The organism is Pseudomonas sp. 22082, from assembly GCF_052046055.1.
Lineage (GTDB): Bacteria > Pseudomonadota > Gammaproteobacteria > Pseudomonadales > Pseudomonadaceae > Aquipseudomonas > Aquipseudomonas pharyngis.
The window spans coordinates 241,626-267,284 of sequence record NZ_JBQEQB010000001.1; the positions used below are offsets into that span (position 1 = coordinate 241,626).

Below are 25,659 nucleotides of genomic sequence, written 5' to 3' on the forward strand. Positions count from 1 at the left end.
GGGATTTCAATCAGAGCTCAAGCTCGCTATCTCGATGCTTCAATGCGTCTCTCAGCAAATACACAACGCTACCAGCGCCCCCGTCAAAAATTAGATCGTCGTACAGCATTGTCGACTCACGATAGTGCCCATTCAAAACCTCCATCACTACAGAGATGGCATCCAAACCAGCCTTGATTTTTTGACGACTTGCTGGGGGTAGCGGGTTTGCGATCTGGTTCTGAATACGCACTAAATCGTTGTGCGCGATCCGCTTATTGCGGTGTGCCCTTGTGAACTCCGCCTCGATTAACGCTAAGTTGATAGCGCTTTCTACTTTGGCTTTAACAGCCAGGTCAGTCACAAGATCCGGAATAGCTCTGATCGAGAGTGTTTTCTTCCCGGCGCTAACTGGTGGGTCGGTTAGCCTCGAAATGCCCAGCATTACGCCGTCCCAGAGCTGCGCCTGCACAACGCTGAAGAATGTCGGGGCGGCGTCGTTAAGAACACGAACAGTATCTTGATCTACGCCAAAAAGCGCCTCGTATTGCTTCCATAGCAGCAGGATATCTATCAGGTGGTCGTTGAGGTCGCAATACATGATGCCCAAGTCCGCTCCCATGGCCGCCACGCACTGCGCTCTAACTTCTTCATGACTCAACATCTCCAGCTCCAATGGCCACTCCAAAGCCGAGAGGATGTCACGGCGCTTATAGCACCTCAATGCCTGTCCACCCATCCAGCGTGGATGAAAGTCCAGTAGAAGGATTGGATCCAATCGTAGTAGCGTTCCGCCAACGTCAATTGAGAAATGAGGTATCAGCGTGGCTAATAGTGGTATGAATTTGGATGAGGCTGTATTCCAATATTTGCTGATCAAAAATCAGACTGGTAAGGCGGGTTTTTACACTGATGTAGAGGTTCTACGACAGGACCTCGAGAAGCAATTGGATCAATCGATCACAGCAACCCAGATAAAAACCGCCATAGAAGGTACCCGATACACACAGCGTGATTTCATGGGCAATGTCACTGGCATTTCGCCCTACCAAACTGTGTATAGAGACAAGGAATTGTTCCAGGTTCTAATGCCGAAGTTTGTGTCTGACTCCACTTCTACTTGGGGCTGGTGAAGGACTCCCCAGTCCTTTGCCTGCAAGCCCAAGGACTGGGATAGCGCCAATTTCGGCGCGTTAACGCAAGGAAAGTGAAATGAGCAAAACGCAACTGTCATCATTCGAAGCCGGGGTGATGTCCGCTCTCGGTGCAATCTCGCTCTATCTCCGCTCACGCCCGGATTACGACCAAGCGGAGCTGACGAAGTACATCGACTTCTTCAAAAACACCCGTCAGCCGGATGCAGAATCGGGCGCGTTTAACCTGCCTCTCGACGCAGTTGGCGGCGACCTGAGCAATGTTCAGGATGCGATTAAGAAAGGTGTGGGAGCTAAGCCGCTGTAGCTTTGATTGGCGCATTGTCGCGGATGACAGCTTCGACAATGCGCACTTTACCGTCTTGTGTTACTTCAAATGGCTGACTCATAAATCTATCTCCCGCGGACTGGCCGCGTTATTTGGTTGGTTGTGCATTTTTGTGCCTGAGAATCAGGCGTGTTCGGTCGAGCCACGGCCCACCGAAAACGATAACCTCGGATGGCCTGCCGTACAGGTGGTGCAGCAGAAAAGGCCCGGGGCCGAACGTCGCGGCATCCTCGCCAGGCAGTGCCGGATCCACGCCGAGAAAGATCCCGGCATGGTTCGGATAAACCGTCCGCCCCACTTCCATCACGATCATGTCGCCGCGTTGCGGCTGGTCGACTCGGTAGAAGCCGGCGGCCTCATAGTTCGCCTCGTACAGGCTGGTGTTGTCCTTGCTCTCCCACCAGCCGTCGGCGCGCTTGAAGGCTTCGAACTCCAGCCCCCATTCGCGCTTGTACCAGTCGGCGCAGACCTGCCAGCAGTCCCAGGCACCGTGCACGAATGGCCGCTTGAGCAGCGGCACCTCGCCGGAAGGCATCACGGTGCGCAGGTCGCCCTCGGGCCAGCTCAGGATGTGCCACGGCATGGCCGTTGCCTCACACATGGCCAGGTCGCGCGGTGACGGCCGGCTGGTGGCGTCCGGATGCGAGTGCACCACGCCGATCACTTCACCGATGTCTTCGGCCGCTGCGTATTCCTCGGGATCGATCCGGAATTCCTCGTTTGGCTCGGTAGAGACGTTGCGGCACGGGTAGTACTGCTGCTTGCGGCCCACGGCGATCAATAGCCCGCAGCACTCCTTCGGGTACTCGGCCGCCGCGTGAGCCTGCATGGCGTTCAAAATGTGTTTGCGCATATCAGCTCCGTGCGATCAGCGAAACAGCGGGCATCCCACCGAATGACAGCGGGTTTCCCTCGCCGAAGCGTGGGATGCATCCCTTGCCCAGCGTGGCATCGCACTCGTCCAGTTCAGGGTTGTCCGTAACGACGCCGTCCTTGGTCACGTACGGGCCGGTGTAGCCACAGTTCGGCCCCCGGTAGCCGCCGGTGAGGCACCAATGACACAGCGTCGTAGCCTGTCGGCCAATGGACTCGTTACCCACGTCGCCCGGGCTGGCCAACTCCCAACTGACCGTCTCTCCGTCCTCGTTCGTTTTCTGGTCGATGTACCAGACCTCGATCGTCTCCTGCGTCGGATCTGCCATTGGGTTGCCGGCGGGGAAGTTCGCCGCGTCCAGGTAGGTGCCAAGCGTGTGGCGCATCGTCAGCTTGAACTCGAGCAAATCCTCGAACGCCAGACAGAGCGCGGTGATGCGCCCGTTGACGTTGCCGACCGAAAGCGTAGGCCGCACCGCAGTGCCGTCGCCGTTCGCCTCGATCCCGTCAATCTGCATCGGCCAGGCGCTGTACTCGTTGCCTTGCCAGTAAATCGCCTTCGCCGGCAGCTGGTCCGCGTTGTCGCCGGCGGCGATCAGCTCGGCCGCTGTGTGCGGTATCGCGTGCCCGTGGAAGCGCAGCACGTCCGCGCCGTAGTCCGTGCCGTCCAATTCAAAGAGCAGCACTTCGCTGCCAGGCTCAAGCACCTGGATGTCACTGATCAGCGGCATGATTGCCCCTTATGGTTGGAATGCCCGCTCGAAAGTGGCGGTGAGTTTGAAAACGCCGCCGCCCACCGGAGTTGGAGCGGGATTTTTGCAGGTGAACAGACCGAGCTCGCCGAGCGGTGTTGTCCAGAGAAACGCCCTCGCACCAGCGTGCCGGTCGAGGAACTTCATGATCTCCAACACCTTGGCCTTTTGACCTACGCAGGTAACCGGGTACGAGTCCTCCTTGTTGTTCGGTCCGTCTCCGACGTTTTGCGCGTAGCCATTGCCGAACTTCGAGGTGCGCACCCGATAGCTGATATCGGGTGTTTCCCCGCGCTCGGTTGGCCAGGTAAATTTCTCGATGGCCATCAGCCCCTCCCATTTGTCAGGCGCCAGATCGAACCGCCCGGCTGTAACGCTCTGGCGATCGCGGTTTCCGCTTCGGTTTTGGCTGCCTGCTGGATGCTTTTGCCAAGCTGGTTGGTTGTCTCTTGCGAAACACCCACCCCATCGCTCCCGGATGTCTGCACCGAGACCGCCACCGGAAAGTTGTACGTGTTGCCCCCACCACCAGACATTGCGGCCAGTGCAGGCCCACCACCGGTGGTCAGTGGCGTGACGCTACCGCCGTTGGCACCAGTCATCAGAAACGACCGGCCACCCTCGTTATAGAGCTCTGGCCCCAGTTCGTTGACTTCGTACAGAGAGTTCGGCGCAACAGGTCCGCCAGCAGCCCGGTATCCAGAAAAATCGATACCGGTATAGCCAACCTGCGATGCACCGAGATCTGAAGACACGGCACCGGCAGAACCAGCCGCGAGCCCATTCCCGCCACCACCACCGAAGTACGACCCCGCCGCTGATGCGGCAATACCGAACAGAGCGCTGAGCCCTTGTGACGTTGCCTGTCGGGTAGCGATCCTCGCCATATCCGCCAACACCGACTTGGTGAAGTCAGAAAACGAGAATTTGCCGTTGATGGCGAAACTCGCTACAGCGTCCTCTGCCGAGCTGAACGCATTGGTGAGCAGGCTTTTCGTCTGCCCCGCGGCGTTCTGTGCGGATTCCAGATAGTTCTGCCATGCTGACGAGGCTCCGGCACTCCAGTCGCCCTGGGATGCTGTCATCTCGTCGTAGTTGGCTTGAACCGTGTCGTGCAGGTCCTGCTGGGTTGCCTTCAGCGCCGCCAGCTTCTGCGTGTACTCGTCAAGGCTCATGCCGCGCGAGCCATCGCCGTACTGGTTCGCCAGATCCAGCTTCTGCTGATTGAAGCGATCGTCGATGCCGTTCTGCTGGCTCATCAGATCGCGCTGACGATCTCCCAGACCGATTCCCGCCGCCGCACGCTGGCCCTGCTCACGCAGAGTTTTGACTTGTTGCTGCAGCGCGCTGCTATAGGTGTTGACGGCCTCGGTCTGTTTCTTCAGCCGGCCCTCTTCGTTCTTCGCCAGCACGCTCAGTTCGGTGTCAGCATCCTGCTGCACCTTGACCATGGCGGCCCGGGCGTCGGCGATTTTCTGGTCAAGCTGGATGCGCTGTGCGGCCGATGTGCCGGCTTTGCTCTTCGCCGCTTCCAGCGCGGCGATCTCAGCCTCATACGCAGCAGTAACTTCGTCGCGCTCGTTGCCGATCATGGCTTCGCGCGCTTGCAAATAATCAGCCTGCGAGATCAGGCCGGCCTTTTGCGACGCCTCCAAGTCCTTTTGAGCGTTTTTGTACTCGGCAAGCACGATATTGAGTGCGTTTTTCGAGTCATTGAAGCCGGATAGATCGACGCTACCCGCGGCTGCTTTTGGGTCCTTTTTCTGCTCGTCGATTGCCTTGCGCAGCTTGTCGTAGGCGCCACCAGAGAACTTTTGGCCGTCGAAGAACACACCGTCGAGCAATGGGGATTTCTGACCGGTCTTTTCGGCATCCTGATAAAGCGTCGTGAACTGATCGTTGAGCTTCTTGTAGGCCTCTTCACGCTTTGCGAGTGGGTTCAGGTTGTCCATCTGCTTGTCCAGTTCCTTCTGGACAGCGATCAATTCCTTGTTCGCCCGAGTCGCTTCGCCAGTCGCGGCAGTGTTGCTTTCGCTCGCTGATAAGCGTGCCTTCAGTCCTGCAAGCTTGGCCTCCAATGCAGGTGTCGAGTCGTCGTTCTCACCGTCATCCAGCCCCAGCGAAGAGTTCAGCCAGCTGAGCCCGTTGGATAGCGCACCAGCTACACCACCACCCTTCCGGGTATCCAGCACGCGCTGGGTGATCTCAATCTGCTTTGCCAGATCAGGGAAAATCTCTGACCGGACTTCAGCATAGGCACCCTTGATGGCCACTTTCACCCGATCCCAGTCACGCTCGATGTCGGACAGGGATTCGCGGTAGTTCTTCAGACGCTCCAAGGCCGACTGATTGAGATCTTCACTGAGGACGTCCAGTGCTCGCTGATGGTCTCCCTGATCATCAATCGCCTTGATCGTTTGGTACTGCTCGTAGGTAAGCAGCCCATACTGGTCGCTGATCTTCTCGGCGGCTTCTGTAGCGGTGTCACCGGCATTTGCGAGCGATTTGGCGATGTCTCCAGCGCCCTTCCCTGTCACTTCACCTATTGCTGCGGCGGCCTGAGCCAGGTTCTGCATTTGGACGCCGCTGGTGGCGGCACCGGAAGCCAGCGCAATCACCGCCTCGCGAGCGCCAGCAAAGTTCTCAGTGATCGCCCCGGCGGATTCAGCCATAACCTTGAGGCTGGCAATGCTCTGACCGGCATCGTTCGATCCGCCGTTGATAGCGACGTTGAACTCGCGGGCCTGCTTCTGCGCGTCGAAGTAGGCATACCCCAGCGCGCCGAGGACACCGGCCAGCAAGCCGGCGGGAATCAGTGCTGCAGCCAGGCTCTTGGCAGACGCACCCGCACCGGCACCCAACTGAGCGACAGCCCGCGCACCACTCCCCCAATCCCCAGACTGCAGGGCATTGGTCAGCTGCATCACGTTCTCTTGCGCCTGGCGGGTGCCGAGCTTCAGCTTGTCGAATGCAGTTTCTGTCGCGGTCAGGCCGTCACGGTCTTTGCCGATCTTCGCCAGCGCCTCACCGTAACGAGTCGCGTCGATCTGGCCGGCCTTGTACAGATCGTTGAGCGCTTTCTCCTGCGCCTCCAGCTTTGCCAGCTTCGCAGTGACCGGGTCGATGCCGTTGACCGTGCGCTTCAACGCCTCGATCTGACGGTTTTCAGCGTCGATCAGCCGCTGCTTCTGCGCCATTTCCTTGGCTTCAGCTTTCTCGATCCGCTCATACGCCTTGCCAAGCCGATCCTGATAGGACTCCTGCTGCTCGATGGTGACGAGACCGCCCTTCCTGGCTCGCTCCAGCAAGCCTTCTGCCTGGATCAGTTGTTCCATGCTGCCGATGTTGCCGGACATCGCCTTGTCGAGCTGGCTGATGATCGCGATTTCACTGGCCGCGCTGGCACCCGCCTTGCGGCTGGCATCGACCTGGCGCTCTTTGGCGCCCGTGGCCTTGTCGATGCCCTGAGCAGCCTCATTCTCGGCCTGGCTGATCTTCTTGCCGGTGTTGGCCAGGCCCTCGCCCGACTTGCCGAGATCATCAATCGCCTTTTCGGCATCAACTGCCGAGTCGACCAGCTTGTCGAGATCGTCAGCCGCCTTGGATGCCGACGAGGAGTTCACCTCGATACCGAGGGACGCGAAGGTGGTGCTCATTTACTGTCCCTCTGTTCCGCCATCACCCGCAGGGCTTCAGCTTCCATGACACGAATGTCTGGAAAGACGTCGGCGACCTCCAAGCGGGTAAGGCCGAGAAAGCTGGCGACATGGCGAATTGACGTGTAATCGAGTCCGGTAGCGCCGCACGCGCCTGTACGCCACTGAGTGCCCATGGCCTCGAAGACCTTGAAGGCTTGCCATACATCAGGCCAGACCTCACAGATCTCATCGGGCATGTCACGAAGAGAAAGGCCGAAGGCCGCCAGCGATTCGGCTGACGGCCCCGGCTCGTACAGCTTGCGGGAGACGCTTAGGAGTTTCCCAGACGTGCGTTGCTGAAGGCATCGGAATAAGCGGCCAGTACCGCGCCCGGCGTGGCGGCGATTGATTTGACCAGGATGCGCAGGTTTTCGTCGGTGAACTCTTCGGCGATATCCCAGCCGGCGACAATCGCCTTCAACTGCTCGACCTGCAGATCAATCAGCAAAGCCGTGAACTGCTCAATGCCGGCCTCTTCCGCTTTCTCCTTGAGCGCCTTGTGACGCTCACCCCACTCCGCGTAGAGCCCAGCGAGTTCGGTGCGATCGCGATATTTGAACTCGAACTCGACGCTGACCGGGTCACCACCTACCGTTGGCAGCATGACGACGTGGTTGAAGGTTGGATTCCGGGCGAGTGTGAACTTTGCCATGTGCCTTCCTTACGCCGAGGCGCTGTAACGGGTTGGGCGGCCGGTCAGCGCGATGCTGATAACGCGGGTCATCAGGTTGTTGCGCGACATGGTCGGGGTCGAAGTGATCGAGACGTAGCCGTTGTAGATGATGCGGCTGCCGCCGGGCAGGTTCAGGCGCAGAACGCGGGCCTGTTTGTCGTCGTCCGCGGCCTCGCAGACATCGACATAGGGCTGCGACGGATCGTCGGCGACCGTGATGGTCAGTGTGATCGGGTTTTTGGTGGTCGGCATCTGGCGGTCGTCATCGTCAGCCAAGAAGCCGAACGTCAGAAACTGCTGATCGCCGCCGCTCGATCCGAGCTCGGTGATTTTCGAGATCTCGGTGAAGGTCGTCACTTCGCGCGCGGTACCGACGCCGGAGCCAGCCGGATACTGCTGAATATTCGCGGTGTTCACGCCATCGAGCGCAAAGGTGCCGCTGGCAATCTCGCCGACTTGTACGGCGCGGCCGTCCAGGCGGGTCCAGCCAGAGCTTAGAGCGATAATGTCGCCCTCGGCCAGTCCGTGCGCTGCCGCGGTCGCCACTGCCGGGTTGGCATTGGTCAGGGCGGTGAATGGGATTGCAGCGCCATAGGCGGAAGCAATTTCGAACGTTGCGCCGTTGGGCATTTGAATGCCGGCCATGGGGTTTTCCTCTCTTCAGAAATGACAAAACCCGCTCAACGGCGGGTTCTGGGTTTGCCCAATGGGCGGATTAGTTGGTGTCTGCGCGGTATGCGAACGAGATCGGTACGGTGTAGGTCGTGTCGTCGGGAATGCCGGGGCCCTGATCAACTGGCGTCATGGTCACCACGGTCAACGAACTCTTCGTGTTGCGCTCGTACAGAGGGAACAGCGCCGCTATCTGGTCAGCCAGCGCGCCGGCCGCGCCGCGATACTTGCCCGCCGGCGTCACGATGCTGACTTGAAACACACCGGTGAACAGCTTGTGATCACCGCCGAGCGTGCCGCTTGCGGTATCGCCCGGCAGAGTGAAAGCTCGAAGGTAGGTGACGCCAGTTACGGGCTCATAGGTCTCGTTCTCGACGACAACCTTGATGGGCACCGGCAGCGCTTTCGCCCAGGCAATCAGTCTGGCTTCGTAGATCGAAGCGATGATGTTGTGGCTCATACCTGGTTGTTCCTGATGGCTTCGTCGACGATCTGCTGGAACCGCGCGAGCGTTATGCGCACCATGCCGCCCGGTGCCTGTTTGGAATGGCCGTACTCGAGCGGCACCGCATATGGCAGGTTGTTCACTATGTACGCCGTTTGCCCAATGGTCAGTTGCTCGACCTGAAGTCTGAGCTTCGCCAGCGTGACGCCGCCGGCCGGATCGACCTGATCAAGCTCACCTTCAGCCGGCGTACCAATCGAGAATTGCCAGTTACCGCGGAATCGGCCGCCGACGTAATCCTTGCCGGCAACCAGTCCATTCACGTTGAAGTTTTGGTCGCGCTCGGTTTTTGTCAGCGGCTTCGCATACTTCACGCCTCGCCTCAGTTTGCCGGCTTTGGTGAAATTGCTCTCATCGAGATTGATGAGGGTGTTGCGCACGGCGACCTTGAAATCGTAGTCATCGGCGGCGCGGGTGTTGGTTGCGCGATGCGCCACGTTCGCGGCCCAGATCTCGGGGTTACCCACCGGTGACATGCGGATGACGCTGCTACCGATCTCGATCACGATTTCGCGGAAGGTGGCGTCGAGCCCTGCCTGGGCCTGTTCGGCAAACTGACGGATGTTCTCGGCGAAACTGCCGTTGAGGCCTGTGTATTTACTCACGTCAGACCCTCAACTGAATGGTCCAAGTGGCACCTACAGGATCCTCAGCAACGTTGAGCGCGCGCTTGCCGCCAATGATGTCGCCAATTTTTGGAGTGGCAGCCTCTGCTGTTGGCTCGCCCATCACGGTGATGAATAGCTCGTTTTGCAGTACCAGCAGCTTTTCGTCGGTCGTCTGGATCAAGGACCCGTCGATTTCTTTGGCCAGGTAACTGCCAAATACTCCACGACCGCCGTAGGTGGTGGTCACTTCGGGGGCGCCACCCAAGTCAGGGTCATAATCGCCCACAACCTTGCGCACACCTGTCACTGGCTTCACCGCGTCGGCAAGGCCATCAGGATCATCGAATGCCTCAGCCATTTCGGCCTGGATCTCTTCCCGCATGCCCATGATCAGGTCCTCTTGAGCATCATTACACCGGAGCGCTTGATCCACGGATCGAGCAGCGCCACGGCGAAATTCACGCCCGCTGACTGATCGGTAGAGCCCGCCACGTAGGTTTTGCTCACCGACGTGCCGGACTGAGCCGATACGGTCTTGCTCTGCACTTCCTTTTGCGTGGACGTGTACAGCTTGCCCGCCGCCGCCTCTTTGGCGACCTGAGCACCGGCTGTTTTGATCTCGGCCGGAACCGGATCTGGGACAGCCCGCTTAATCTTGGTCGTGAGCCAGGCATTGGCCATGGTCACGGCAAGGACCGGATCACCGGTGCCGGCCCAACCAGGACCGAGCTGGGCGTCAACATCGGCGACGGTGATGAAGTCAGTCATGTGCTTTTCCTTATTCCGCCGGCACCAAGGCCTGCAGGTCTTCTTTCTTGGCGGTCGGATCGAAGGTGATGCCCTTCTCGGTCAGCCATTCTCTTAGCTGGGGAACCTTCATTTTCAGAGGGTCGGTTTCCGGGGCTTCCTGTTCGTTACCGTCGGATACCTTGATGCCGGCCGCTTGGTAGGCATCGACGATATCCGGGGCATCGCCATCGACGACCACCTCGGTAGCGGAGCCGATGACACCGAAGAATTCGCTCAGCAGGCGGTAGCACACGCCGCGCTCTTTGCCTGGCTTGTGCGTGTAGATCACTTTCATAAGTCACCTCAAAAGCATCCCGGCGCCATACGGGCGCCAGGTTGTGTGGGCCGAGTTACGGCGTGGTGGTACCGCTGATCACCGCTGCGAATGGAACCTGCTTACGGCTGAACACGCGCTGCCAGTTGGCTGCGGCGGCGTATTGGGTCGCGGTCGGGCTGGCGTTCTGTGCTTCAGAACCCTTCCAGCTGAAACCAGCAGGCTGGAGGATGTAGGTCTTCCGCTCCCACAGCACTTCCGCACCGCCACCGTTGCCCCCGCCCGGCTTACGCTCCAGCTCGACCGGCACCTTCGGGGCACCTTCGCCGTAGCCGAATGCGCCCTGGCCGAAGAACACAGACAGGTATTTGCCAGCGCCATAGACCAGACCGTCATCCATAAACACCGGTTTGCCCAGGTAGGTGGCCAAGATGATTTTGCCGTCGGAGTCGCGCAGGTACTCGATCAGGTCTTGCTTGACCATCTGGTTCATCACGACCGAGTGCACGCCGATCGCGCCGAACTGATCAGCAGCATCGCCGGCGGTAAACGCGGCATCCTGAAAGGCATTGGCGTTGATGGTCGCGCCCGCGTCGATGACCATGTCACCGCCGTTATTGGCGATGTTCGAGGCGATGATGCCGCGAGCAGCACCCAAGGTGTAGCGCTGCCACTGACGAGTCCAGTAGGTACCGAAGCGGTTCCGAATCTGCTGCTGTGGCTCGGTGTTGGCCAGTTCCGCGGTCAAATCGGTTACGCCGTAACCTTTGTTGAGGTACAGGACGCGGGCACGCATGCTGTCCTGCTCAACCTTGCCGACTTCGCCCTGGTCGTTCGGGTCATCGTTGCTGATGTTCGGGGCTTCATCAGCGTTGAGATCCTGCCAGTAGCTGATCTCAGCAGTGCCTTGACTGCCGGAGGCGATCGCATCCAGCACAGGCGAGCGAGTCACGATGCCCGACTCGTAAACAGCGGTCTTTTCCGGGCTGTTAACCGGCGCCAGGGAGGCGTAGTAGTCGCCGACGAAGATGTCGGTCAGTTGGGTAGTTGCCATGGATTAGGTTCCTTTGGTGGCCTGGAGTTTTTTGAATGCGTCGGGGTTGTCCCGGGCCAGCGCGGCGCGCTCCTGCTCGGTGTACTCGCCCCATTTCTTCGGGGCCTTGCCACCGTTGTCGCCGATCTGCCCGGCGCCCTGAGCCCTTGGCCACAGGTGTGTTGCTGTTTCACGCAGTGATTCCGCCCATTCGAGCGGCGAAAGCGGGGTTTTCCCGTCCTTCCCGTAAACGACCTCGCCGTCACGGTCGGTGGCAATTGCCTCGCCGTCTTCACTGAGTTTGAAAGTGCCCCGGGCGCGCAGGATGATGTCCTCGGCAGCCTCTGGGAGCGCGCCGGCCTTGATGGCAGCAGCGCGGATGGAGTCGGCCAGCACCTTGTCGCTGTACTTGGCAGCGAATGCTTCAGCCTTGTCGGCGCGCTCGTTGGCGGCCTTGATTTGCTTCTCGGAGTCGGTGCGCAGGCGCTCAGTGCGGCGGTTGATAACCTCGTCGAGCTTGCCCTCGGCGATCAGTTTCGTTTCTTCGTCCTGGCCCACCTTCGCGAGCAAGCCTTTCACCGCGTCGATATCCAAGCCTTCGAATTGACCTTTCAGCTTGTCCAGTTCGGTCTTGATGGTACGGTTGGACCCGAGCAATTCCTGATTCTTGGACTTGAGCCCGTTTACTTCTTTGTCCAGATACTCCTGAACCTTTCCGCCAAGCGCCTCCTGGAGGGCTGCGGTTTGGGTTGCGTCGAGGGTGAGGCCAGCGGCGGCCGGGTCGAATTCAAATGGCATGGTTATCCCCTGGGGATTGGTTGGCCCGCCTGACGGGCATAAAAAAACCCGCCATTGGCGGGTTCATTGTTTCGGTAGCAGTTAGGTATTTAGAGTGAGAAAGTTTTTATCAACGTTGGCGGTGAAAGAATTAAGGTTTGTTGAAATCACAGCTTTCAATCCTGCTGAGTTGCCCTTGCAGTGTTGATTAACAAAATTTCTTAGCATTTCCTCAGTACCGTATTCGAGATGAAAATCAGCTTTTTCACCGTAGCTGAGCTGTATAGGCAACTGGTCCCCGAAAGGCATGAACCCAGTGATGTGGGCAGCATGTTTTGCGTGGGGCGACGTAAATGTAAGCGCCCTTAATGTGGCCGGACGCTTTCCATCCGCGACAGCTTGGATGGAAATAAACCAAGGATCACTGTGCCCTGCTAGCGCCATATTCACAGTAACTTTTACGTGCTCGACATCTTCCCTTCGCTGCTTATCTGCGAGCCAGAGAGTTGTGAGGACGGCTGCTAGCGCGCCAATGCCTGAGACCCATCCGCCAAGCATAGAAAGGACAGGTACGGTTTCGGCGATGAACTTTTCGTGATTATTGCCGAGGCCATATGACAGTCCCAGCAAAAAGGCCAACCCGATCATAGTGATCAGCACAACAAGCAAAAACACCCAACGCAGAAATCTGAACATCAGCTATCCCTTAGCCAGAAATAATCCGCGCATTTTAAGGTAGTCCGCGAACTGAGTCCTGCTCGGTGCATACGGCGGTGGGCGCATGCGAAAACCCGGTGTATCGCGATTGAGCCGCGTTCGTCGCCCGTTTGGCTCCGTGCAATGCGTTGGCTCTACGATCTCGAAGCCTTGCTCGGCAGCATACAGCTCGACAGCCAGCCGCACCTGCCCCCATTCAAGCTCAAAAGGCACGAATGTCTCGGAGAGCGTCTGGTATTCGATTTTGCAGTCACGCCGTGGCCAAGCCATAGTCTGATCAGAATTGGCTTTTCGACCCTTCCACTGTCGACAGTTGATGTCGGCCGCAGCGCGCAGCAGCAGTTCCACCTGCTCGGCCTCTGCTTCAGGTATCCGGAACCCGTAGTAGTCGCGATAGAAGGTCAGCTTCTCCAGCGGTACGAAGCTATTCGCGTCCGGCCTACCCTTCCCGTCCTCAACAATGATCTGCATGTGCTATCTCAGCCTGGTTGAGCGCCGAGTGTAACGCCTGCTCGGATGAACATGTCAGGCTCAGCCGCCTTCAGTTGCACCAGTGTCAACGGCTTGAACGACTTGTCGAGCTGCAGCTTGGCGAACTTCTCCGGCGTCAGCCCGCCATCGCGGAACAACTTGGCCCGCACCGGGCCGAGCGCATGATCTTGGAAACTCGCCGGCTGTGTTGCCAGCCACTCGTAATAGTTCAGGCTGGCATCGACTTGCACCCCGCCATTGTCGCCCACCGAAGCGCGCGTGGCGTCCTTGGCAAACGTCTCCGAAAGCCTGGTGGTCGGCACCGTGGTCGACCGGCAGTTGATGTGCGCCGGCGGCAAAGGCCCTTTACCCAGATCGAAGCGTATGCCGTCCAGGCCCTTGCACTGCTGCGAGGTCTTGCGGTCGAGCGTCGACACCCAGCGATAACCCAGCACCACATCGCTGTTCGCTTTCAACGTTTCCATCCGGGCCGTGGTGGCAACATGTTGGATCGCAGTCTGTACCACAGATGCGGCGTTGCGGTTGCTCACCGCCAATGCGCCGTCCGTAAAGTTCTGCGCCGCAGTGCCGCGAAGGGCCTGGATGATTTGGGCGTTGGTCTGGCCTTGGCCGAAGCCGAGGCGGATGGTGTTCGTGATCCGCATCGTCTCGGTGCGCGTCCAGCCACTGACGAAGCTCTTCAGCAACTTGCCGCCGTCGATGCCCTTCACCTGCAGCGGATAGGAGAACACCGCAGCGCGGATCACCGTGTTGGTCGGCACAACCGCATCGATAGAGAGCGCATTGCTCAGGCTCTTGGCCTCAAAACTCGATTCGTACAGCGCGATATCGACCAAATCGGCTTGAACCAGATCACCGTAGGACTTGTAGATCTCCAGCAGCTTGCCATCCACTCGGGCCAGAAACTGCTCAAGGCGGTCCCGGCTGTAGGTGGTCAGCTCCTTGCGGGTCAACTGCTCGCGCGCCAACTTGTCGATCTGGCGCAGGTACTTCTCGAACTTTTTAACCTCGCCAGCCTTAAGCCGCTCCAGCATTACCGAGTGACGGGTCGTCTGCTCCAGCAGTTGGCTGTCCGCCTGAGCCTGGCTTGTCGTTGGCATCTTCTTTGTCCAGGTTAATGCCGGCCGACTCGCGCTCATCGCTGATCAGATCGGCTTCGTCTTCGTATGGGCGTTCCGGCAACTTGCCGGTGGTGAGGTACTGCCAGTAGGTGTCGGCGCTGATCGTGCCGGCCATCACGCCCTTGAGCAGCTCAGCAAGCACCTGGGCATCGACCACAGGGGTCACAAATTCAGGGCTCACCTTGAACTTGACCTGCTTGGGGTCGTATCCCTTCCACTCAGCGGCGTAGCGCAGCGCCTGCTCCACTGCCTCTGCCACCGTGACGACAATGCTGTGTAGCGTGGCGTGCTGGTCGTTCTGACGTGTCTTGCGCGCTTCGCCCGACTCGGTTCCGCCGACATCCATGACCTTGGCACCCGCTTCAAGCGCGGCGTTCTTCTGGTTATCCATGGCCTTGCGAACAGCCTCGACGCCGGCACCCTGGAACTCCAGATAGCCGCACTGTCCGCTGGGCCCAAGATCCCACGCCGCCGATGGCCCCGTCACACTGAGCTCTACGGAGTCATCAAGGCCAGACACCCACGGTTGCGGATGACTGGTTTGGTGCAATGCGGTGAAGTAGTCGGCACTCAGCTGGTACGACTTCAACGCGGCTCGCGCCATGGTCAGCAACGGCACCTCGTCAACGTCTGGCGAGTTGTCGGTAGAGCCGCAGTAGATCACCGGAAGGTAGGCCAGGCCTCTGAGCAGCCGGTTGTCCGTGCCGGTGGTGCCCAACGGTTTCTCATCCTCGACGAGCTCGCCACCCTCGTTACGCACCGATGTATAGCAGGTATCGCCTTGCATAAAGAACTCACGGTAAACCGTGTCGCAGTCGTGGCTGTAGCGATCGCCGCCCTTCTTGCGAAACTCGCGGAACACCGAAAGGACCAGATCCTGCCGGCCGCCCTGATCAGCAGTGTCCCAGTTGATGGCGTTGCGCGTGGCATACGTCGAGAAATACGGTTCGCCGCGATCATCGATGTTCACTACCAGCGGCACCCGACCATGCGAGATAGCCTGACGCACCATGCGGAAGAACAGTTGCTTCAGACCGAAGCCGTCCGCCGTGGCGTTGTCCTCCAGTCCTTTCAGGCCGGCGGGCAGTTCGATCTCCGGGATCAACCGAGAAACCAGGCCCATCATCGAACGCAGCGAGTCGCGTACCCAGTGCTCGTACTGAGCGCGGGCCGTGTAGTTCTCGTAGAGGTACTTGTTGCCCGCACCGTCGAGCTTTTCTGCTTCAACCATTCCGCTCGGCTTGGGCAGGTTGCGCTCGTTACGCTTCACGGCACACTCACCCTCGAGCGCGTCGTCCATCATCTCCCACTCGGCAATGTGCGCGTCGTAGTCGGGGTTTGTCGATTGCACTGGCATCAGGCCAAGCCTCCAATTCGGCGTGTTCCGCCTGTGCGTGTTTTGATCGGGTACCGCTTGGCAATGAAATAACCGGGGGCGTCCACCAGGTGGTCATAACCGGCTTTCTTGTCGGGTTCGCCCTTGTCTGTGTAGATCTGCCGTTCCAGGCACTGCGTGTATTTCGGACACTGGTCGACGTTGATCAGGTACCGGTGCTCGCCATACGTGTTGGCGAACATCGCGCACATGGCGTTGACCCGGTCTTTCACGGCCGGGTTGGTCGAATCCACCACCACGGTGAAGCCGGCCTTCCTGAGCAGCGACAGATCCGATTCGCTCGCACTTTTGCTGCTGGTGTTCTGGCCGCTGGCATCCGGGTAAATCGCAATGCTGTGGTCGGGGAAGCGCAGCTTGATCTTCTCGATCATCTCGGGCGTGTCCCGCACATCTGAGAATTCGCTGAGCGCCAGTGGCAAATCATCGCGAATCACATGCACGACGGCCGCCATTTTCATAACGTTGAAGTCCATGCCGATATGCAGCGCCTCACCGCGCTTTATGGTCTCGCTGGTACGGTTCGCCTCACGATTGAACGTGTAATAGACGACACCCGCGTAGTTCTCGAAGCTGGCCTCGTATTCCTGCCGAAAGGTTCGAGGGTCCATCTTGCGACGGGCCGCTTCAAGCTCTTCAGCCGGAACATTGCCGCCATCGAGCGAGGTGTATAGCCAGCTCTTGTGATCAGGCTCATGACCCGGACGTCCGTCCTGGAACGTGTCGTAGCAGTGGTTGAAGCCCTTTGGTGTACCGATGCGCAGTGCATGGCCACCCTTCCGAGCCCCCGCACCGGGAATCGTGTACTGACAGGTCGAAAGCATGGGCCGCAGGACTTCTTCCCAGGCTTCCCATGGGCAGTCTGCCCATTCATCCACCAGGACGAAGAACAGGCCGGAGCCGCGCAAGTTGTCGTAATTATCGAGCCCCACCACACGCATGACGTGGCCAGACTTGAGGGTGATCGAACATTCCGTTTCGTTCGGGCGGTGTGCACGCCACGCTTCGGGGATTGCCTGCTTCAGCCGACGCCAGAACACGCGTTTGGCCTGCTTGAAGGTCGGCGCGCCGTACCAGATCTCGTCCTCGACGCTCACGCCCCACTCAGCAGCCAGCCGAGCAGCGCGTCGCATCTCAGCCTTACCCAAGAACGTCTTGCCAAACCGTCGGCCACACACCGCATCGCGGAAGCGCGCCTGAGGCTGAAAGCCCCAGCAGTAAATGTTCGCCTGTTTCGGCGTCAGCTTTACGGGCGGGTCATAGGTACGGGGTAGCGGGGACATTCTCATCAGGCTCCAGGGTGTACTCAGCAACGGCGTGCTGCTGGTCCGCTTGGGAGCCCAGAGGTTTTTCAGGTTCGAGGCGACGATTCACGTAAACGTCTCCGACTTCCTTCGCGGCCTGCTCCAAGATCTGCATGGCCAGTCCAATGTTCTTCATCGTCTCGGCTTTTTCTACGAATCGGTTCATTGCACGCAGGCGGTAGGCACGGTTCGCGATCGGGATCTCGGCGGTTTCTTCACGGAAGCGCTTGCGAGCATCTTCAAACATCGTCACCCAGCGCTTCGCCAGGCCTTTCCCTGATGTCTTCGTGGGGTCATGTGTCTCCACCTGCTGGCGAGTCACCGATATCCCGTATTCCTTTTGGACGGCTTCAACGACCTGTGAGGGCGTGTCGAAGCACGCCAAGGCCTGAACGATAAAGGCCTTCACGTCGTTTTGAAGGGCTGCCATAGATTTTCATCCGTCCAGAGCCTGTCCAGAATCAGGCCGACTTGAGCAGACAGGTTCCGCAGGCCCTCGCAATGTTCATTTTCCCTACCTCGGCAGGTTTGTTTGCAGCGTCCACCAGCTCTTGAACCGCCGGGCTTGCACCGTAGCGGCGGACCACGCCGACGAACTCTTCAACGTCGTGTCCGCGCATCTCAAGCTTGGGTAATCCGTCTTGGGTGAAAGCTGGTTGACCGTACTTATCGGTCGCTTGGGCGATGTGATACAGCTCGTGCTCGACCAGTGCGCAAAAGTCAGAGTCGGAGCAGTCGGCGCAGTAGTCGGCAGCCAAAGTGATGATGTAAGCCGGCACGTCGCCGAACCAATCCAGCATCTGCTGTTCCATCCGGGCCTTCTGCCAGCCGCCGGCGCGGAACGCTACCTGTTCGGCTTGACCAACCACCGTCCGACCCTTTTTCGTGAAGGCAGCAGACGCCCACATCACGCGGATGTCCGCATCGATCAGATGGGCATGCTCTTCGTTGTGGATGCTTCCGGTGCCGGCAAGGATCTCGGCCTGGAGCCACTCCCATACCTCGGGCGCCGGGCTCAGGCGGATACCAAAGTCGGATAGCTCTGACAGCTCGACCAGTGACGCGGGAGGAAGAGGCCGATTCATAACAGAAGAACCTTCTCGATTCAGAGTTCGCCCCCGAAAGAGAGGCAGATTGCCCGCCTATGTGCGAGCCGGCCGGGCCTAATGAGCACTCATAAACCAATGAGGCTCAAAGGATGAAAAAAAAGTTTTACTCAGTGCTTGTAGTAGCAATCATCGTTTTGATGATTGCTCCGGAATGTGTATAGCCCGGAATGATTGCTTGCCTGCTCAGTAAGCCCTGATGTTTGCAATCCCGGCTGGGGAGGCTCGTTCGATCGCCTCCCAGTCGGGTTGCTTGGTTGTCATATTGAATCTCACACAAGAAAAAGCCCCGCACGTAGCAGGGCTTGTCAGCGTCACTTATGACGGAAAGATGGGAGTGCTAGCGATCCAGTAAAGCAAGGACTTTGCCGGTGCACTGATCGCATTGCTGAAGGGGCCAGGGTTGGCCACTTCTATCTCGATATTGCCCTCATCCCCAAGCAAAACATTGCCATTACGAAGAATACGGATAGCCCAGATCGGAGTCCAAATCTCTTGCCCATCACTGCTGAGCACGTTCTTCTCGAAGACATATCGGCCACCAACCACGCCATCAACAATCTGAATCGCCAGTCGCCCTCTTGCTTTTCCGTAGGGAGAATTAATGTTGGAGACCAGATTGGTTTCATCCACGACAAACACAACATCATAATTGCTGGTGTTGTGGGGCAGAGCAAAGAACTTCGATAACCCAGTGAGCAGATAGCCGCAATACCCACGAATCGTTTCAATGCTCTCCGCTTTATGATCGACCTGATTTTGATTCTGTAATTCGACATGCTGAAAAATCATGACTTACTCCCGTCCTAGTTGGAAAGGCAGTATGCCACTACTCGCCGGTATCCAGCAGCACATCGATCAGCTTCTGCTCGCCCAGGCGCATTGCACCCAAGCACTGCAAGTCGTCGCACTTGGGTCCGAGACCGAACACCGTAACCTCGCCTTTCGGCCCCATTAGGGTCAGCGCGCCTACAGTGCATTCCGGATGCACACAGGGATCGAGGTCGTCAGCGATCTTGCGCAGGGTCTTGGCAGCGTCGCGCCAGTCCTCACGCTTGAACTCAACGAGCTTCGCAGTCATGCCGTCACCTTCTGAAACCACTCTTCAATAATCCGGCGCAGAACCGGTTCGGTCAGGATTGCCGGTGGCTTGTCGCCGGCGATCACCGAGCGCACCAGGTCACAGGGAATCACGTGGACACCGTCAACCGCCGCTACCGTCAGGTGCGGGCGCTGATCAGCGATGTCGTGGATGTCTGCGGTCATTTGCTGCTCCGTGTCGCCACACAATTTGCTTATTCGCGAAACGTGTGGCGATTTACTTGGATCGCCGTTCGATCCCGCCCGGCGCCTTGTCACAGCTCAGGCAGTGTTCACAGTTGAGCGTCCGGCACAACCAGGCCTTCACCCGCTGCCACCAGATGACCATGAAGATGTGGCGCATGCCGGCCAGGGCCAGCGAGACGTGAAGCGTGATCCCGGCGGTGGTCGGGCCCATCATGAAGATGTTCTGCTCCCGGCTCATCACAACGAACCCGCTGATGGCGATCGCCGAATAGATCAGCTTGCCGATGACACCGTCCCGCACTCGACCGCTCAGAACACACCAGGTTGCCCACAAGGCAATCAAGCCGCAGGCGATGGAGTTGATCAGTTCAAGATTCATGGGTTGCCTCCCCCGAACCGCTGGCGAATGAGCGCCCAGAGGTCAGCGGCTTTGATGGCTCGGTTGATGGCCGCAAGCAGCGATCCGCCGAAGGTGCCGAGCAGGAAGCCGATTCCGGCGACGATCTTCGGCTCGGTCACTCCCAGATAAGTGCTGACCATGCTCGTCAGATACAGCGAGCAAGCGATGCCGGTGATGAGGAAGATCATCCAGGCGCGCCAGTCGGCCAGATCGTCCTTGTGCCACCAGCTTGCGACGACAGCGCCAACCAGTCCTGCGATCAGCAATTCAAACCTGTCGATCTTGTCGAGCAGGCGCTGCAAATACTCCATGCGCTCGACTCCGTGTGCATGATGGGAACGAAAAACCTCTACAAGTGCAGAGGCCTCGTACAAACAAGATACGAATAAATATGAATAGAATCAGTAAATTATGAATTGTCAGACAATTCTTTGAATTTTCTTTGACGGCAAAAATCACTTACTCATGAGCCAAGAAGGAGTGGTACTCGTGAGTCAGGTAGAGATTTTTGTAATTGAGTACAAGCTCCACGGAACACCGAAGTCGTTTGTCATCCGAACCAAATTGATGAACAACTCGGAAGCATGGCAATGGGCGAGTTGTGACGCCGGCATTGCCCCCATTCCAAAACCGGGCCGCCCTCCGCTGAAGCGCTTCTCTAAGCCAATGGCGGAACGTTTCGGCATTACCGACGTGAAGTGGCGAGCAACTACCGCTGTCACGTGGGAGGAGGTCTGAGACAATGATTGATGCAATGATTGGGTCAGCCGATGAGCCGTCATGGGATGACCAGATAGCTGCAAATACCGAACTGTTTCGCAAAGCTGATCGGCTTGACGAAGCCGCTTACAAAATCATCCAGGGCGATCGAGACAATGCAGACACCTGGGCCCGCTTTACTGAAGCAAAGGCTCACGCAGATGCGTGTCGAACCGCTGCCTATCAGGATTGGATGCGTATCAGGAGATCGATGAAAAGATAATGTACGCGCGTCTTTCCGCGCTGTCCGCCAAAGGCCTTCTCAACGTCGACGCCCCAATGCATCGATCTCGCTGATCCAGTCTCGCGCCACCCTGAAGCAAATGGTGAGGTCAGGGTGCGCGGGCTGCCGGCGTTGATTCCGTACGTCGCACTATCCGGCTATCGACGTCCAGGCCTTCCCGAAGGCTGCCCTGGCTACAGGTAAATTCGAAGCAATAAAAAACCCGGCACAACGGCCGGGTTTCTATCAACGCCTGTCATCGGAGAGCGGTGTAGGCTCATCCGCTTCTGGTGTAACCCTCTCAGGGGGTTCTTTCCAGTCCTCTGGACGATCATCCTGCGGATTCTTCAGAGGGTCATATTTGTTTGGATCGTCAGGATCAAGTATCGGCTCATCCGTACCTGGTTCTGGTTTGGATGGCACAGAATTTTGAGTTTGGTCCTCGAAGCTCGAATCGGTAGACATAACCACCTCACCAATGAAGACCCAGAAAAATTGGGCCGTAATCGTTGGAAGCCGTGCGAGTCACCGAGTGCTTTCGAACAGATGAGCGGGCAATAAAAAACCCGACGCGGTGGCCGGGTTTCGAAGTTGCCGTGCGCTGGAGGTAAGTTGCGCAGTGTGGAAAAAGTACATCAAAATCCCCACCATGGCAACATCTTTATGCCGCATCCTCGGAATTTTCTGCGTGAATAACCTGCCACACCGGATGTTGAGCCTGAACATCCACTTCCTCGATGGCATTTCGCAGGAAAATCCAGATGTCGAGCCAGTCGCGATCCCAATGCTTGGGCTGGATAGCGATCCCGTACAGCTTCATCATGGCGTCAGACACTCGAGCCGGGCCCCACGCGTCACCGCCGTTCGCCTCGGCCTTGTAGGACTGCAGGGCGCAGGTTATCAGGCAATGCACCTTTGCCGCCTTGGCATCAGTGAGCGCACTAAAGTCAGTGTCCGACCAGATCAGCTTCTCGGCGTTGAGCATGTGCACTACGGTCATGCTCGGGTGATAAAGGTAGTGCCCCAACTGCTGCACCTGGAACGGCAGCGACTCGATTGCCTTCTGCACTTTCCCCATGGTCACCAGGTGCGCAGCTCGATGCGTTGAGCGGCCAATAGGCGTGCGGCGCGTCTCGGCAATGTGGATCTTCTGGCGCACGGCCATGATGCGCTCTTCCTTGTCCTCGCCCTGGGCGGCAAAGATGACCTCTCGAAGCGCGGCCTTCTCCTTCCGGACGACAGTCGCGGATTTTGCCCGCTCGGCCGCCGCTGCACTGATTGAGGCGTTCGACTCATGCTGTGCGTCTGTCCACGCTTGACGTGCGTTGATCAATTTCATGCTGCCTGCCCCTTCTTCAATTCCTTGGTCTTTGCCCGGAACTCGGCGGTGATGGCCTTCAGTTCCTCTACGGTGTGTTTGCGTGGTTCGTGATCTGCTTCGAGCGCCTCGACAGCCTCCAGGCCGATGCGGGCGACAAGGCCGGTGCGGAAACCTTGCGAAACTGTCTGGCCCTTTCGGGCGTATTTGGACGATCCGGCGTTGCAGCTTTTGCACTGCAACCAGATGTTGTTTGGCACCAGTCGCAGCTCCGGCCGAGCGCCCTTGCCGAGATAGTGGCCCGCGTCGAACGCGCCGCCAGTCTTCCAGCCCTGCGCCGCCAGAATCGATTCCTGCGATTCGCCGCAGCTGATGCAGCCGCTGTCGATGCTCAATTCGTAGATGCGCCGGTAGTCGCGAACTGCCTTTTCGGCGTCCTTGAGGTGATCGGTGCGCGTTTTCAGCTTTTCCTTTCGGACTTCGATCTCGCGCCGCCCAAAATCCGCCAGAGCCTTGCGAGCTTTTGCCTGCCCCTTCTCTGACTGACCGTGAGCGATGGCGCACTCGACCTCTCCACACACGGCCTGGCCGTCGCGCGCTGGCGTGAACATGACTCGGCAGGATGGGCAGCGTTTTCGCCGTGGACGGCCAGACCTGATCGGGGTTTTGCGCTGTAGTGGCGTGCGCTTCATGCGGCCTCCTGGCTCAGCAGATCATCGAAGTACACGCCCTGAGGCGCGAAGCGCGCGACGATGCGGTCGGTGTAGGCGATGCCCTGGGCCCGATTGAACAGACTGGTAACCGGAAAACCGTCCGGGCCGAACAGATGGCAGCCCCCCATCATGGCAAGCTTTGTCTCGTACGGCAGGTGACGCATCACCCGATACCACTCCGCCTGAAACCCGGCATCCTCATTCAGCAGGATCTGCACGCCGACGTGCAGCTTGCAATACCGGCGGGCGTCGGCCTCATCGCCGATCTGGGTCATCTCGGAGATGCGCTTGTACATGGCGAACCACAACCGGTTCTGGTCAAGCGTGCGGTCCTTGCCCGGACGAAGCGAGACCACGACGAACTTCTTATCGCGGAACATGGTGCTGAGGCGTGTGATGGCCTCGGAGAGCTTGGCCGGGCAGTTGACGCTGATCTTGTCAGTCATGGCTGCACCGCTTTGTTCGGAGCAGCAGCGCCGAGATTGGCGATCCGAGCGTCGGTTTGTTGGTCGAACTGCTCGTCGCTGTATCCCTGCTGATTGGCTACTCGGCGAACGCCGCGGTACCGATCGGCGTCCGGGCGCAGAATATCGACTTGCTCTTGCAGTTGCCCGGCGCCACGCTGCAACGCCTCAACCTGCCCGCGTAACGCAGCGTTCTCCGCGTTGACGTGGCTGAGTTGCGTGGCGATGTGTTCTTCCAGCGAGACCTGGTCACGCTGCCAGTCGAGCTCGTCGTGGTAGTAGCCGAAGCGCTCGCAGAGGCTGCGGTGGAAGTTTTTAAAGCCGGCCTCAGCCTGCTTTTTCTGGTCAGTGATATCGGTCATTGAGCCGCGCTCCTTGCTTTCAATTGTTCGGCCTGCTGAATGAGCAGCGCCCGGCGATCGGCCAGCTCGTTGGCTGCCAGAATTCGCAGTTCTGTTTGTTCCTCTGCTGATGCCTTGCGCATGGCGAGCATCGAGTCCTTCACCGCTGCGAGTTTTTCCCGAAGCTTCGAAGATGGACGCGCGACTTCGCCGGTGAGCAGAGCCGCAACCGCCCGCCCGTCTTCAGTGACCGGCACGACACTCAAGTCGGCCAGGTACTGCTGAGCGCGCTCCTGTGGGATTCGCTGCATCTGCACGGCTTTGGTGATCGCCTGAGTGCGGCGATTGGCATCGAAACCGACAGACACGTGCCAGTTGACCTGCTTGTTGTCCTCCCGGGCCTGCCCCACCAGCCGCTCGTAAGCGCTGTTGAACGCCATGCGCGCACCGACCTTGTCGCCGCCATCGAGGACAGGTTTTGCAGCCGCCAGCGCGAGTTGGATTTCGTCAGTCAGCACCACGGTTTCGAACTCGTCGTTCGTGGTCATTGCGATCGCCCATGCTTCGTCCTTTCCCGGACGACCGTCGGCGGCCTGGACCCGTTGGAGAATGTCGGCCATCGCCAGCTTGCCCTTCACCTCGAAGCGGCAGGCCTTCAACGCAGCCTTCACGGTCGGCACCGAGTAGGCGCAGAGGTCTTCAGCCATCATCGCTGCGGTGCCTGGGTTCATTTCCTGACCCATGGCCTCGGCGGTAGCGCAGATCGCTGCCGCGAGCCCGGCAACCTGCTGATCATTCATTTCAAAGGTACTCATTGCGCTCTCCCCCTTGCCGCTTGGCCAGGACCATCTGCGCGGCCTGCTCGGCGGCGGAGACGTTTGCCTCGGTGCGCTCCATCTGGCGGGCGGTGGTCCCGTTGATGCGCTGACCGGTCACCCACTGGGTGTGGTAGCTCTCGGCGTTGGCCAGCAGCTCGTTGAGGCTGTGGCACTTGCGCAGGACGCCGGCGTCGCTGGTCTTCAGGTAGTGCGCTGCGACATGGTGGGCAACATCGGCGCCGAGACGGTCGACCAGTTGGCCGAGCTGGCCACCGACCTTGGCGTTCCACACCGGCCAAGTGCTGTAGCGCTTGCGGTAGGCCATGGCGTAGTTCGCCCAGACTTTGAAGGTTTTGCAGGACTGGTCTTTGGGGCCCGGCATGTCAGCGGGGATCTCAACCCGTGGAGCGTCAGTGCGATCGACCACCAGCACCAGGTTGCAGAACTGAGCCGGCACGACCTCGGCGGAAGCCGGGGGTGCAATTGGTTCAATGACCGGTTCATTGACTGGTTCAGAAGAGTGACTGGTTCTGGGTGCAGCTCCTGCACTACCCCCTAGTGCAGGAGATTCACTAGGGGGTGAATCAGCTGCACTACCCTGGTGAATCTGCTGCACTACCCCTGGTGCAGGAGGTGCACCACCATCAAGAGTCAGGAAGTAAACATTCGACGAATTGCCCTTCGGCCCACCCTTCCTGATTTCCTTGCGCAGCAGCCCTGACTCGCACAACGCGGTGATGTGGTTCATAACGGAACGTTTGCTGATCTCGCACTGATCGGCGATGTGTTGATAGGACGGCCAGCACTCCCCCATATCACTCGCATTGTCTGCCAGCTTGATGAGGACCAGCTTACGCAGTGGGTTACCGACGCGGAGCTTCATAGCGGCGACCATAAGGCCCATGCTCATGCGGCACCTCCGGTGATACCGCGAAAATCGATGGTCTGAACGCCCTTCCAGCTATTGCAGGACATGCACAATGTTTGAAGGTTTTCCATGGATGCTTCGCCACCCAGGCTTTCTGGAATGACATGGTCAGCTCTCAAGCGGAGTCGCACCGAACAGCCACAGCGCAGGCACACATGCC

38 protein-coding genes are annotated in these 25,659 nt (G+C 58.8%); 4 read left to right on the top strand and 34 right to left on the bottom strand.

The features are described 5' to 3' along the window. Window positions 1–10 precede the first annotated feature (10 nt). Complete coding sequence (locus ACTJK9_RS01055; RefSeq protein WP_440811374.1) at window positions 11–643, bottom strand: AbiU2 domain-containing protein; 633 nt, start codon at window positions 641–643, stop codon at window positions 11–13. Window positions 644–803: 160 nt separating this feature from the next. Between ACTJK9_RS01055 and ACTJK9_RS01060 the strand changes: the two genes are divergently transcribed. Together ACTJK9_RS01060 and ACTJK9_RS01065 are read left to right on the top strand one after the other, a co-directional pair. After that, entirely contained in the window at window positions 804–1,112 is a 309-nt protein-coding gene (locus ACTJK9_RS01060; protein WP_440811375.1) for a hypothetical protein, read from the top strand. A gap of 79 nt (window positions 1,113–1,191) precedes the next feature. Further along, window positions 1,192–1,440 carry a hypothetical protein gene (locus ACTJK9_RS01065; RefSeq protein WP_280074971.1) on the top strand — a complete coding sequence of 83 codons (249 nt, stop codon included), beginning with the start codon at window positions 1,192–1,194 and terminating at the stop codon, window positions 1,438–1,440. A 109-nt stretch (window positions 1,441–1,549) separates the two neighbouring features. Here the strand turns inward: ACTJK9_RS01065 and ACTJK9_RS01070 are convergent, their stop codons facing one another. The 26 genes from ACTJK9_RS01070 to ACTJK9_RS01195 all read right to left on the bottom strand — a co-directional run bounded on the left by ACTJK9_RS01070 (window position 1,550) and on the right by ACTJK9_RS01195 (window position 20,246). Next, window positions 1,550–2,314 carry a C40 family peptidase gene (locus tag ACTJK9_RS01070; RefSeq protein ID WP_440811377.1) on the bottom strand — a complete coding sequence of 255 codons (765 nt, stop codon included), beginning with the start codon at window positions 2,312–2,314 and terminating at the stop codon, window positions 1,550–1,552. A 1-nt stretch (window position 2,315) separates the two neighbouring features. Then, on the bottom strand, window positions 2,316–3,065 hold the full coding sequence (locus tag ACTJK9_RS01075) for a phage minor tail protein L (RefSeq protein WP_440811378.1): 750 nt from the start codon (window positions 3,063–3,065) through the stop codon (window positions 2,316–2,318). 9 nt (window positions 3,066–3,074) lie between these two features. Next, window positions 3,075–3,413, bottom strand: a complete 339-nt coding sequence (locus ACTJK9_RS01080; RefSeq protein ID WP_440811380.1) for a phage tail protein — start codon at window positions 3,411–3,413, stop codon at window positions 3,075–3,077. Further along, on the bottom strand, window positions 3,413–6,742 hold the full coding sequence (locus ACTJK9_RS01085) for a phage tail tape measure protein (protein ID WP_440811382.1): 3,330 nt from the start codon (window positions 6,740–6,742) through the stop codon (window positions 3,413–3,415). The genes ACTJK9_RS01080 and ACTJK9_RS01085 overlap by 1 nt, the downstream gene beginning before the upstream one ends. Next, a complete protein-coding gene (locus ACTJK9_RS01090; RefSeq protein WP_440811846.1) occupies window positions 6,739–7,041 on the bottom strand; it encodes a DUF1799 domain-containing protein in 303 nt (100 codons plus the stop codon). The genes ACTJK9_RS01085 and ACTJK9_RS01090 overlap by 4 nt, the downstream gene beginning before the upstream one ends. A gap of 14 nt (window positions 7,042–7,055) precedes the next feature. Then, entirely contained in the window at window positions 7,056–7,436 is a 381-nt protein-coding gene (locus ACTJK9_RS01095) for a phage tail assembly chaperone (protein ID WP_234205109.1), read from the bottom strand. 9 nt (window positions 7,437–7,445) lie between these two features. Then, window positions 7,446–8,102 (bottom strand): phage tail protein, encoded by a 657-nt coding sequence (locus ACTJK9_RS01100; RefSeq protein ID WP_440811384.1) that lies wholly within the window; start codon window positions 8,100–8,102, stop codon window positions 7,446–7,448. A 70-nt stretch (window positions 8,103–8,172) separates the two neighbouring features. Then, on the bottom strand, window positions 8,173–8,589 hold the full coding sequence (locus tag ACTJK9_RS01105) for a phage tail terminator-like protein (protein WP_440811386.1): 417 nt from the start codon (window positions 8,587–8,589) through the stop codon (window positions 8,173–8,175). Then, the gene (locus ACTJK9_RS01110; RefSeq protein WP_440811389.1) at window positions 8,586–9,239 is read right to left on the bottom strand and encodes a hypothetical protein; all 654 of its coding nucleotides are present in this window, start codon (window positions 9,237–9,239) and stop codon (window positions 8,586–8,588) included. The genes ACTJK9_RS01105 and ACTJK9_RS01110 overlap by 4 nt, the downstream gene beginning before the upstream one ends. Window position 9,240: 1 nt before the next feature. Next, the gene (locus tag ACTJK9_RS01115) at window positions 9,241–9,630 is read right to left on the bottom strand and encodes a hypothetical protein (protein ID WP_440811392.1); all 390 of its coding nucleotides are present in this window, start codon (window positions 9,628–9,630) and stop codon (window positions 9,241–9,243) included. A gap of 2 nt (window positions 9,631–9,632) precedes the next feature. Continuing rightward, window positions 9,633–10,010 carry a hypothetical protein gene (locus ACTJK9_RS01120; protein WP_440811394.1) on the bottom strand — a complete coding sequence of 126 codons (378 nt, stop codon included), beginning with the start codon at window positions 10,008–10,010 and terminating at the stop codon, window positions 9,633–9,635. A 10-nt stretch (window positions 10,011–10,020) separates the two neighbouring features. Next, on the bottom strand, window positions 10,021–10,326 hold the full coding sequence (locus tag ACTJK9_RS01125) for a HeH/LEM domain-containing protein (protein ID WP_440811396.1): 306 nt from the start codon (window positions 10,324–10,326) through the stop codon (window positions 10,021–10,023). 55 nt (window positions 10,327–10,381) lie between these two features. After that, window positions 10,382–11,359: a major capsid protein gene (locus ACTJK9_RS01130; RefSeq protein WP_103485001.1), complete on the bottom strand. Its 978-nt coding sequence runs from the start codon at window positions 11,357–11,359 to the stop codon at window positions 10,382–10,384. Between the two features lie 3 nt (window positions 11,360–11,362). Next, a complete protein-coding gene (locus tag ACTJK9_RS01135; protein ID WP_440811398.1) occupies window positions 11,363–12,136 on the bottom strand; it encodes a hypothetical protein in 774 nt (257 codons plus the stop codon). An 81-nt stretch (window positions 12,137–12,217) separates the two neighbouring features. Further along, a complete protein-coding gene (locus ACTJK9_RS01140) occupies window positions 12,218–12,811 on the bottom strand; it encodes a hypothetical protein (protein ID WP_440811400.1) in 594 nt (197 codons plus the stop codon). Between the two features lie 3 nt (window positions 12,812–12,814). Beyond that, on the bottom strand, window positions 12,815–13,303 hold the full coding sequence (locus tag ACTJK9_RS01145) for a DnaT-like ssDNA-binding protein (protein ID WP_440811403.1): 489 nt from the start codon (window positions 13,301–13,303) through the stop codon (window positions 12,815–12,817). Between the two features lie 8 nt (window positions 13,304–13,311). Further along, window positions 13,312–14,424 carry a minor capsid protein gene (locus ACTJK9_RS01150; RefSeq protein ID WP_440811405.1) on the bottom strand — a complete coding sequence of 371 codons (1,113 nt, stop codon included), beginning with the start codon at window positions 14,422–14,424 and terminating at the stop codon, window positions 13,312–13,314. After that, on the bottom strand, window positions 14,342–15,802 hold the full coding sequence (locus ACTJK9_RS01155) for a DUF4055 domain-containing protein (RefSeq protein ID WP_440811408.1): 1,461 nt from the start codon (window positions 15,800–15,802) through the stop codon (window positions 14,342–14,344). The genes ACTJK9_RS01150 and ACTJK9_RS01155 overlap by 83 nt, the downstream gene beginning before the upstream one ends. Continuing rightward, window positions 15,802–17,121: a terminase large subunit domain-containing protein gene (locus tag ACTJK9_RS01160; protein ID WP_440811410.1), complete on the bottom strand. Its 1,320-nt coding sequence runs from the start codon at window positions 17,119–17,121 to the stop codon at window positions 15,802–15,804. Before ACTJK9_RS01160 ends, ACTJK9_RS01155 begins: the two co-directional genes overlap by 1 nt. Then, window positions 17,096–17,572 (bottom strand): DUF2280 domain-containing protein, encoded by a 477-nt coding sequence (locus tag ACTJK9_RS01165; RefSeq protein WP_440811412.1) that lies wholly within the window; start codon window positions 17,570–17,572, stop codon window positions 17,096–17,098. The genes ACTJK9_RS01160 and ACTJK9_RS01165 overlap by 26 nt, the downstream gene beginning before the upstream one ends. A 31-nt stretch (window positions 17,573–17,603) precedes the next feature. Further along, a complete protein-coding gene (locus ACTJK9_RS01170; protein ID WP_440811414.1) occupies window positions 17,604–18,227 on the bottom strand; it encodes a putative metallopeptidase in 624 nt (207 codons plus the stop codon). Between the two features lie 339 nt (window positions 18,228–18,566). Next, entirely contained in the window at window positions 18,567–19,040 is a 474-nt protein-coding gene (locus ACTJK9_RS01175; protein WP_440811417.1) for a hypothetical protein, read from the bottom strand. A gap of 37 nt (window positions 19,041–19,077) precedes the next feature. Beyond that, window positions 19,078–19,329 (bottom strand): hypothetical protein, encoded by a 252-nt coding sequence (locus ACTJK9_RS01180; RefSeq protein ID WP_440811419.1) that lies wholly within the window; start codon window positions 19,327–19,329, stop codon window positions 19,078–19,080. After that, window positions 19,326–19,514, bottom strand: coding sequence for a hypothetical protein (locus ACTJK9_RS01185; protein WP_440811421.1), 189 nt, complete (start codon window positions 19,512–19,514; stop codon window positions 19,326–19,328). The genes ACTJK9_RS01180 and ACTJK9_RS01185 overlap by 4 nt, the downstream gene beginning before the upstream one ends. A 52-nt stretch (window positions 19,515–19,566) precedes the next feature. After that, entirely contained in the window at window positions 19,567–19,914 is a 348-nt protein-coding gene (locus tag ACTJK9_RS01190) for a hypothetical protein (protein ID WP_440811424.1), read from the bottom strand. Beyond that, window positions 19,911–20,246, bottom strand: coding sequence for an MFS transporter (locus ACTJK9_RS01195; protein WP_236192752.1), 336 nt, complete (start codon window positions 20,244–20,246; stop codon window positions 19,911–19,913). The genes ACTJK9_RS01190 and ACTJK9_RS01195 overlap by 4 nt, the downstream gene beginning before the upstream one ends. A 178-nt stretch (window positions 20,247–20,424) precedes the next feature. On the opposite strand from ACTJK9_RS01195, the gene ACTJK9_RS01200 reads away from it, so the two are divergent. Next, window positions 20,425–20,673, top strand: coding sequence for a DUF6555 family protein (locus ACTJK9_RS01200; RefSeq protein ID WP_440811427.1), 249 nt, complete (start codon window positions 20,425–20,427; stop codon window positions 20,671–20,673). Window positions 20,674–20,677: 4 nt separating this feature from the next. Next, a complete protein-coding gene (locus ACTJK9_RS01205) occupies window positions 20,678–20,917 on the top strand; it encodes a hypothetical protein (RefSeq protein ID WP_440811429.1) in 240 nt (79 codons plus the stop codon). 661 nt (window positions 20,918–21,578) lie between these two features. Here the strand turns inward: ACTJK9_RS01205 and ACTJK9_RS01210 are convergent. Genes ACTJK9_RS01210 through ACTJK9_RS01240 form a run of 7 tightly spaced genes read right to left on the bottom strand, consistent with a single transcriptional unit; the run spans window position 21,579 to window position 25,654 of the window. Continuing rightward, window positions 21,579–22,256, bottom strand: a complete 678-nt coding sequence (locus ACTJK9_RS01210; RefSeq protein WP_440811431.1) for a hypothetical protein — start codon at window positions 22,254–22,256, stop codon at window positions 21,579–21,581. After that, window positions 22,253–22,927 carry a recombination protein NinG gene (locus tag ACTJK9_RS01215; RefSeq protein ID WP_440811433.1) on the bottom strand — a complete coding sequence of 225 codons (675 nt, stop codon included), beginning with the start codon at window positions 22,925–22,927 and terminating at the stop codon, window positions 22,253–22,255. Before ACTJK9_RS01215 ends, ACTJK9_RS01210 begins: the two co-directional genes overlap by 4 nt. Then, entirely contained in the window at window positions 22,924–23,394 is a 471-nt protein-coding gene (locus ACTJK9_RS01220) for a hypothetical protein (RefSeq protein WP_440811436.1), read from the bottom strand. The genes ACTJK9_RS01215 and ACTJK9_RS01220 overlap by 4 nt, the downstream gene beginning before the upstream one ends. Further along, on the bottom strand, window positions 23,391–23,774 hold the full coding sequence (locus ACTJK9_RS01225) for a hypothetical protein (RefSeq protein ID WP_440811438.1): 384 nt from the start codon (window positions 23,772–23,774) through the stop codon (window positions 23,391–23,393). Before ACTJK9_RS01225 ends, ACTJK9_RS01220 begins: the two co-directional genes overlap by 4 nt. After that, window positions 23,771–24,568 carry a hypothetical protein gene (locus ACTJK9_RS01230; RefSeq protein ID WP_440811440.1) on the bottom strand — a complete coding sequence of 266 codons (798 nt, stop codon included), beginning with the start codon at window positions 24,566–24,568 and terminating at the stop codon, window positions 23,771–23,773. The genes ACTJK9_RS01225 and ACTJK9_RS01230 overlap by 4 nt, the downstream gene beginning before the upstream one ends. Then, the gene (locus ACTJK9_RS01235) at window positions 24,555–25,481 is read right to left on the bottom strand and encodes a helix-turn-helix domain-containing protein (protein ID WP_440811443.1); all 927 of its coding nucleotides are present in this window, start codon (window positions 25,479–25,481) and stop codon (window positions 24,555–24,557) included. The genes ACTJK9_RS01230 and ACTJK9_RS01235 overlap by 14 nt, the downstream gene beginning before the upstream one ends. Next, on the bottom strand, window positions 25,478–25,654 hold the full coding sequence (locus tag ACTJK9_RS01240; RefSeq protein WP_440811848.1) for an HNH endonuclease: 177 nt from the start codon (window positions 25,652–25,654) through the stop codon (window positions 25,478–25,480). The genes ACTJK9_RS01235 and ACTJK9_RS01240 overlap by 4 nt, the downstream gene beginning before the upstream one ends. Window positions 25,655–25,659 lie beyond the last annotated feature (5 nt).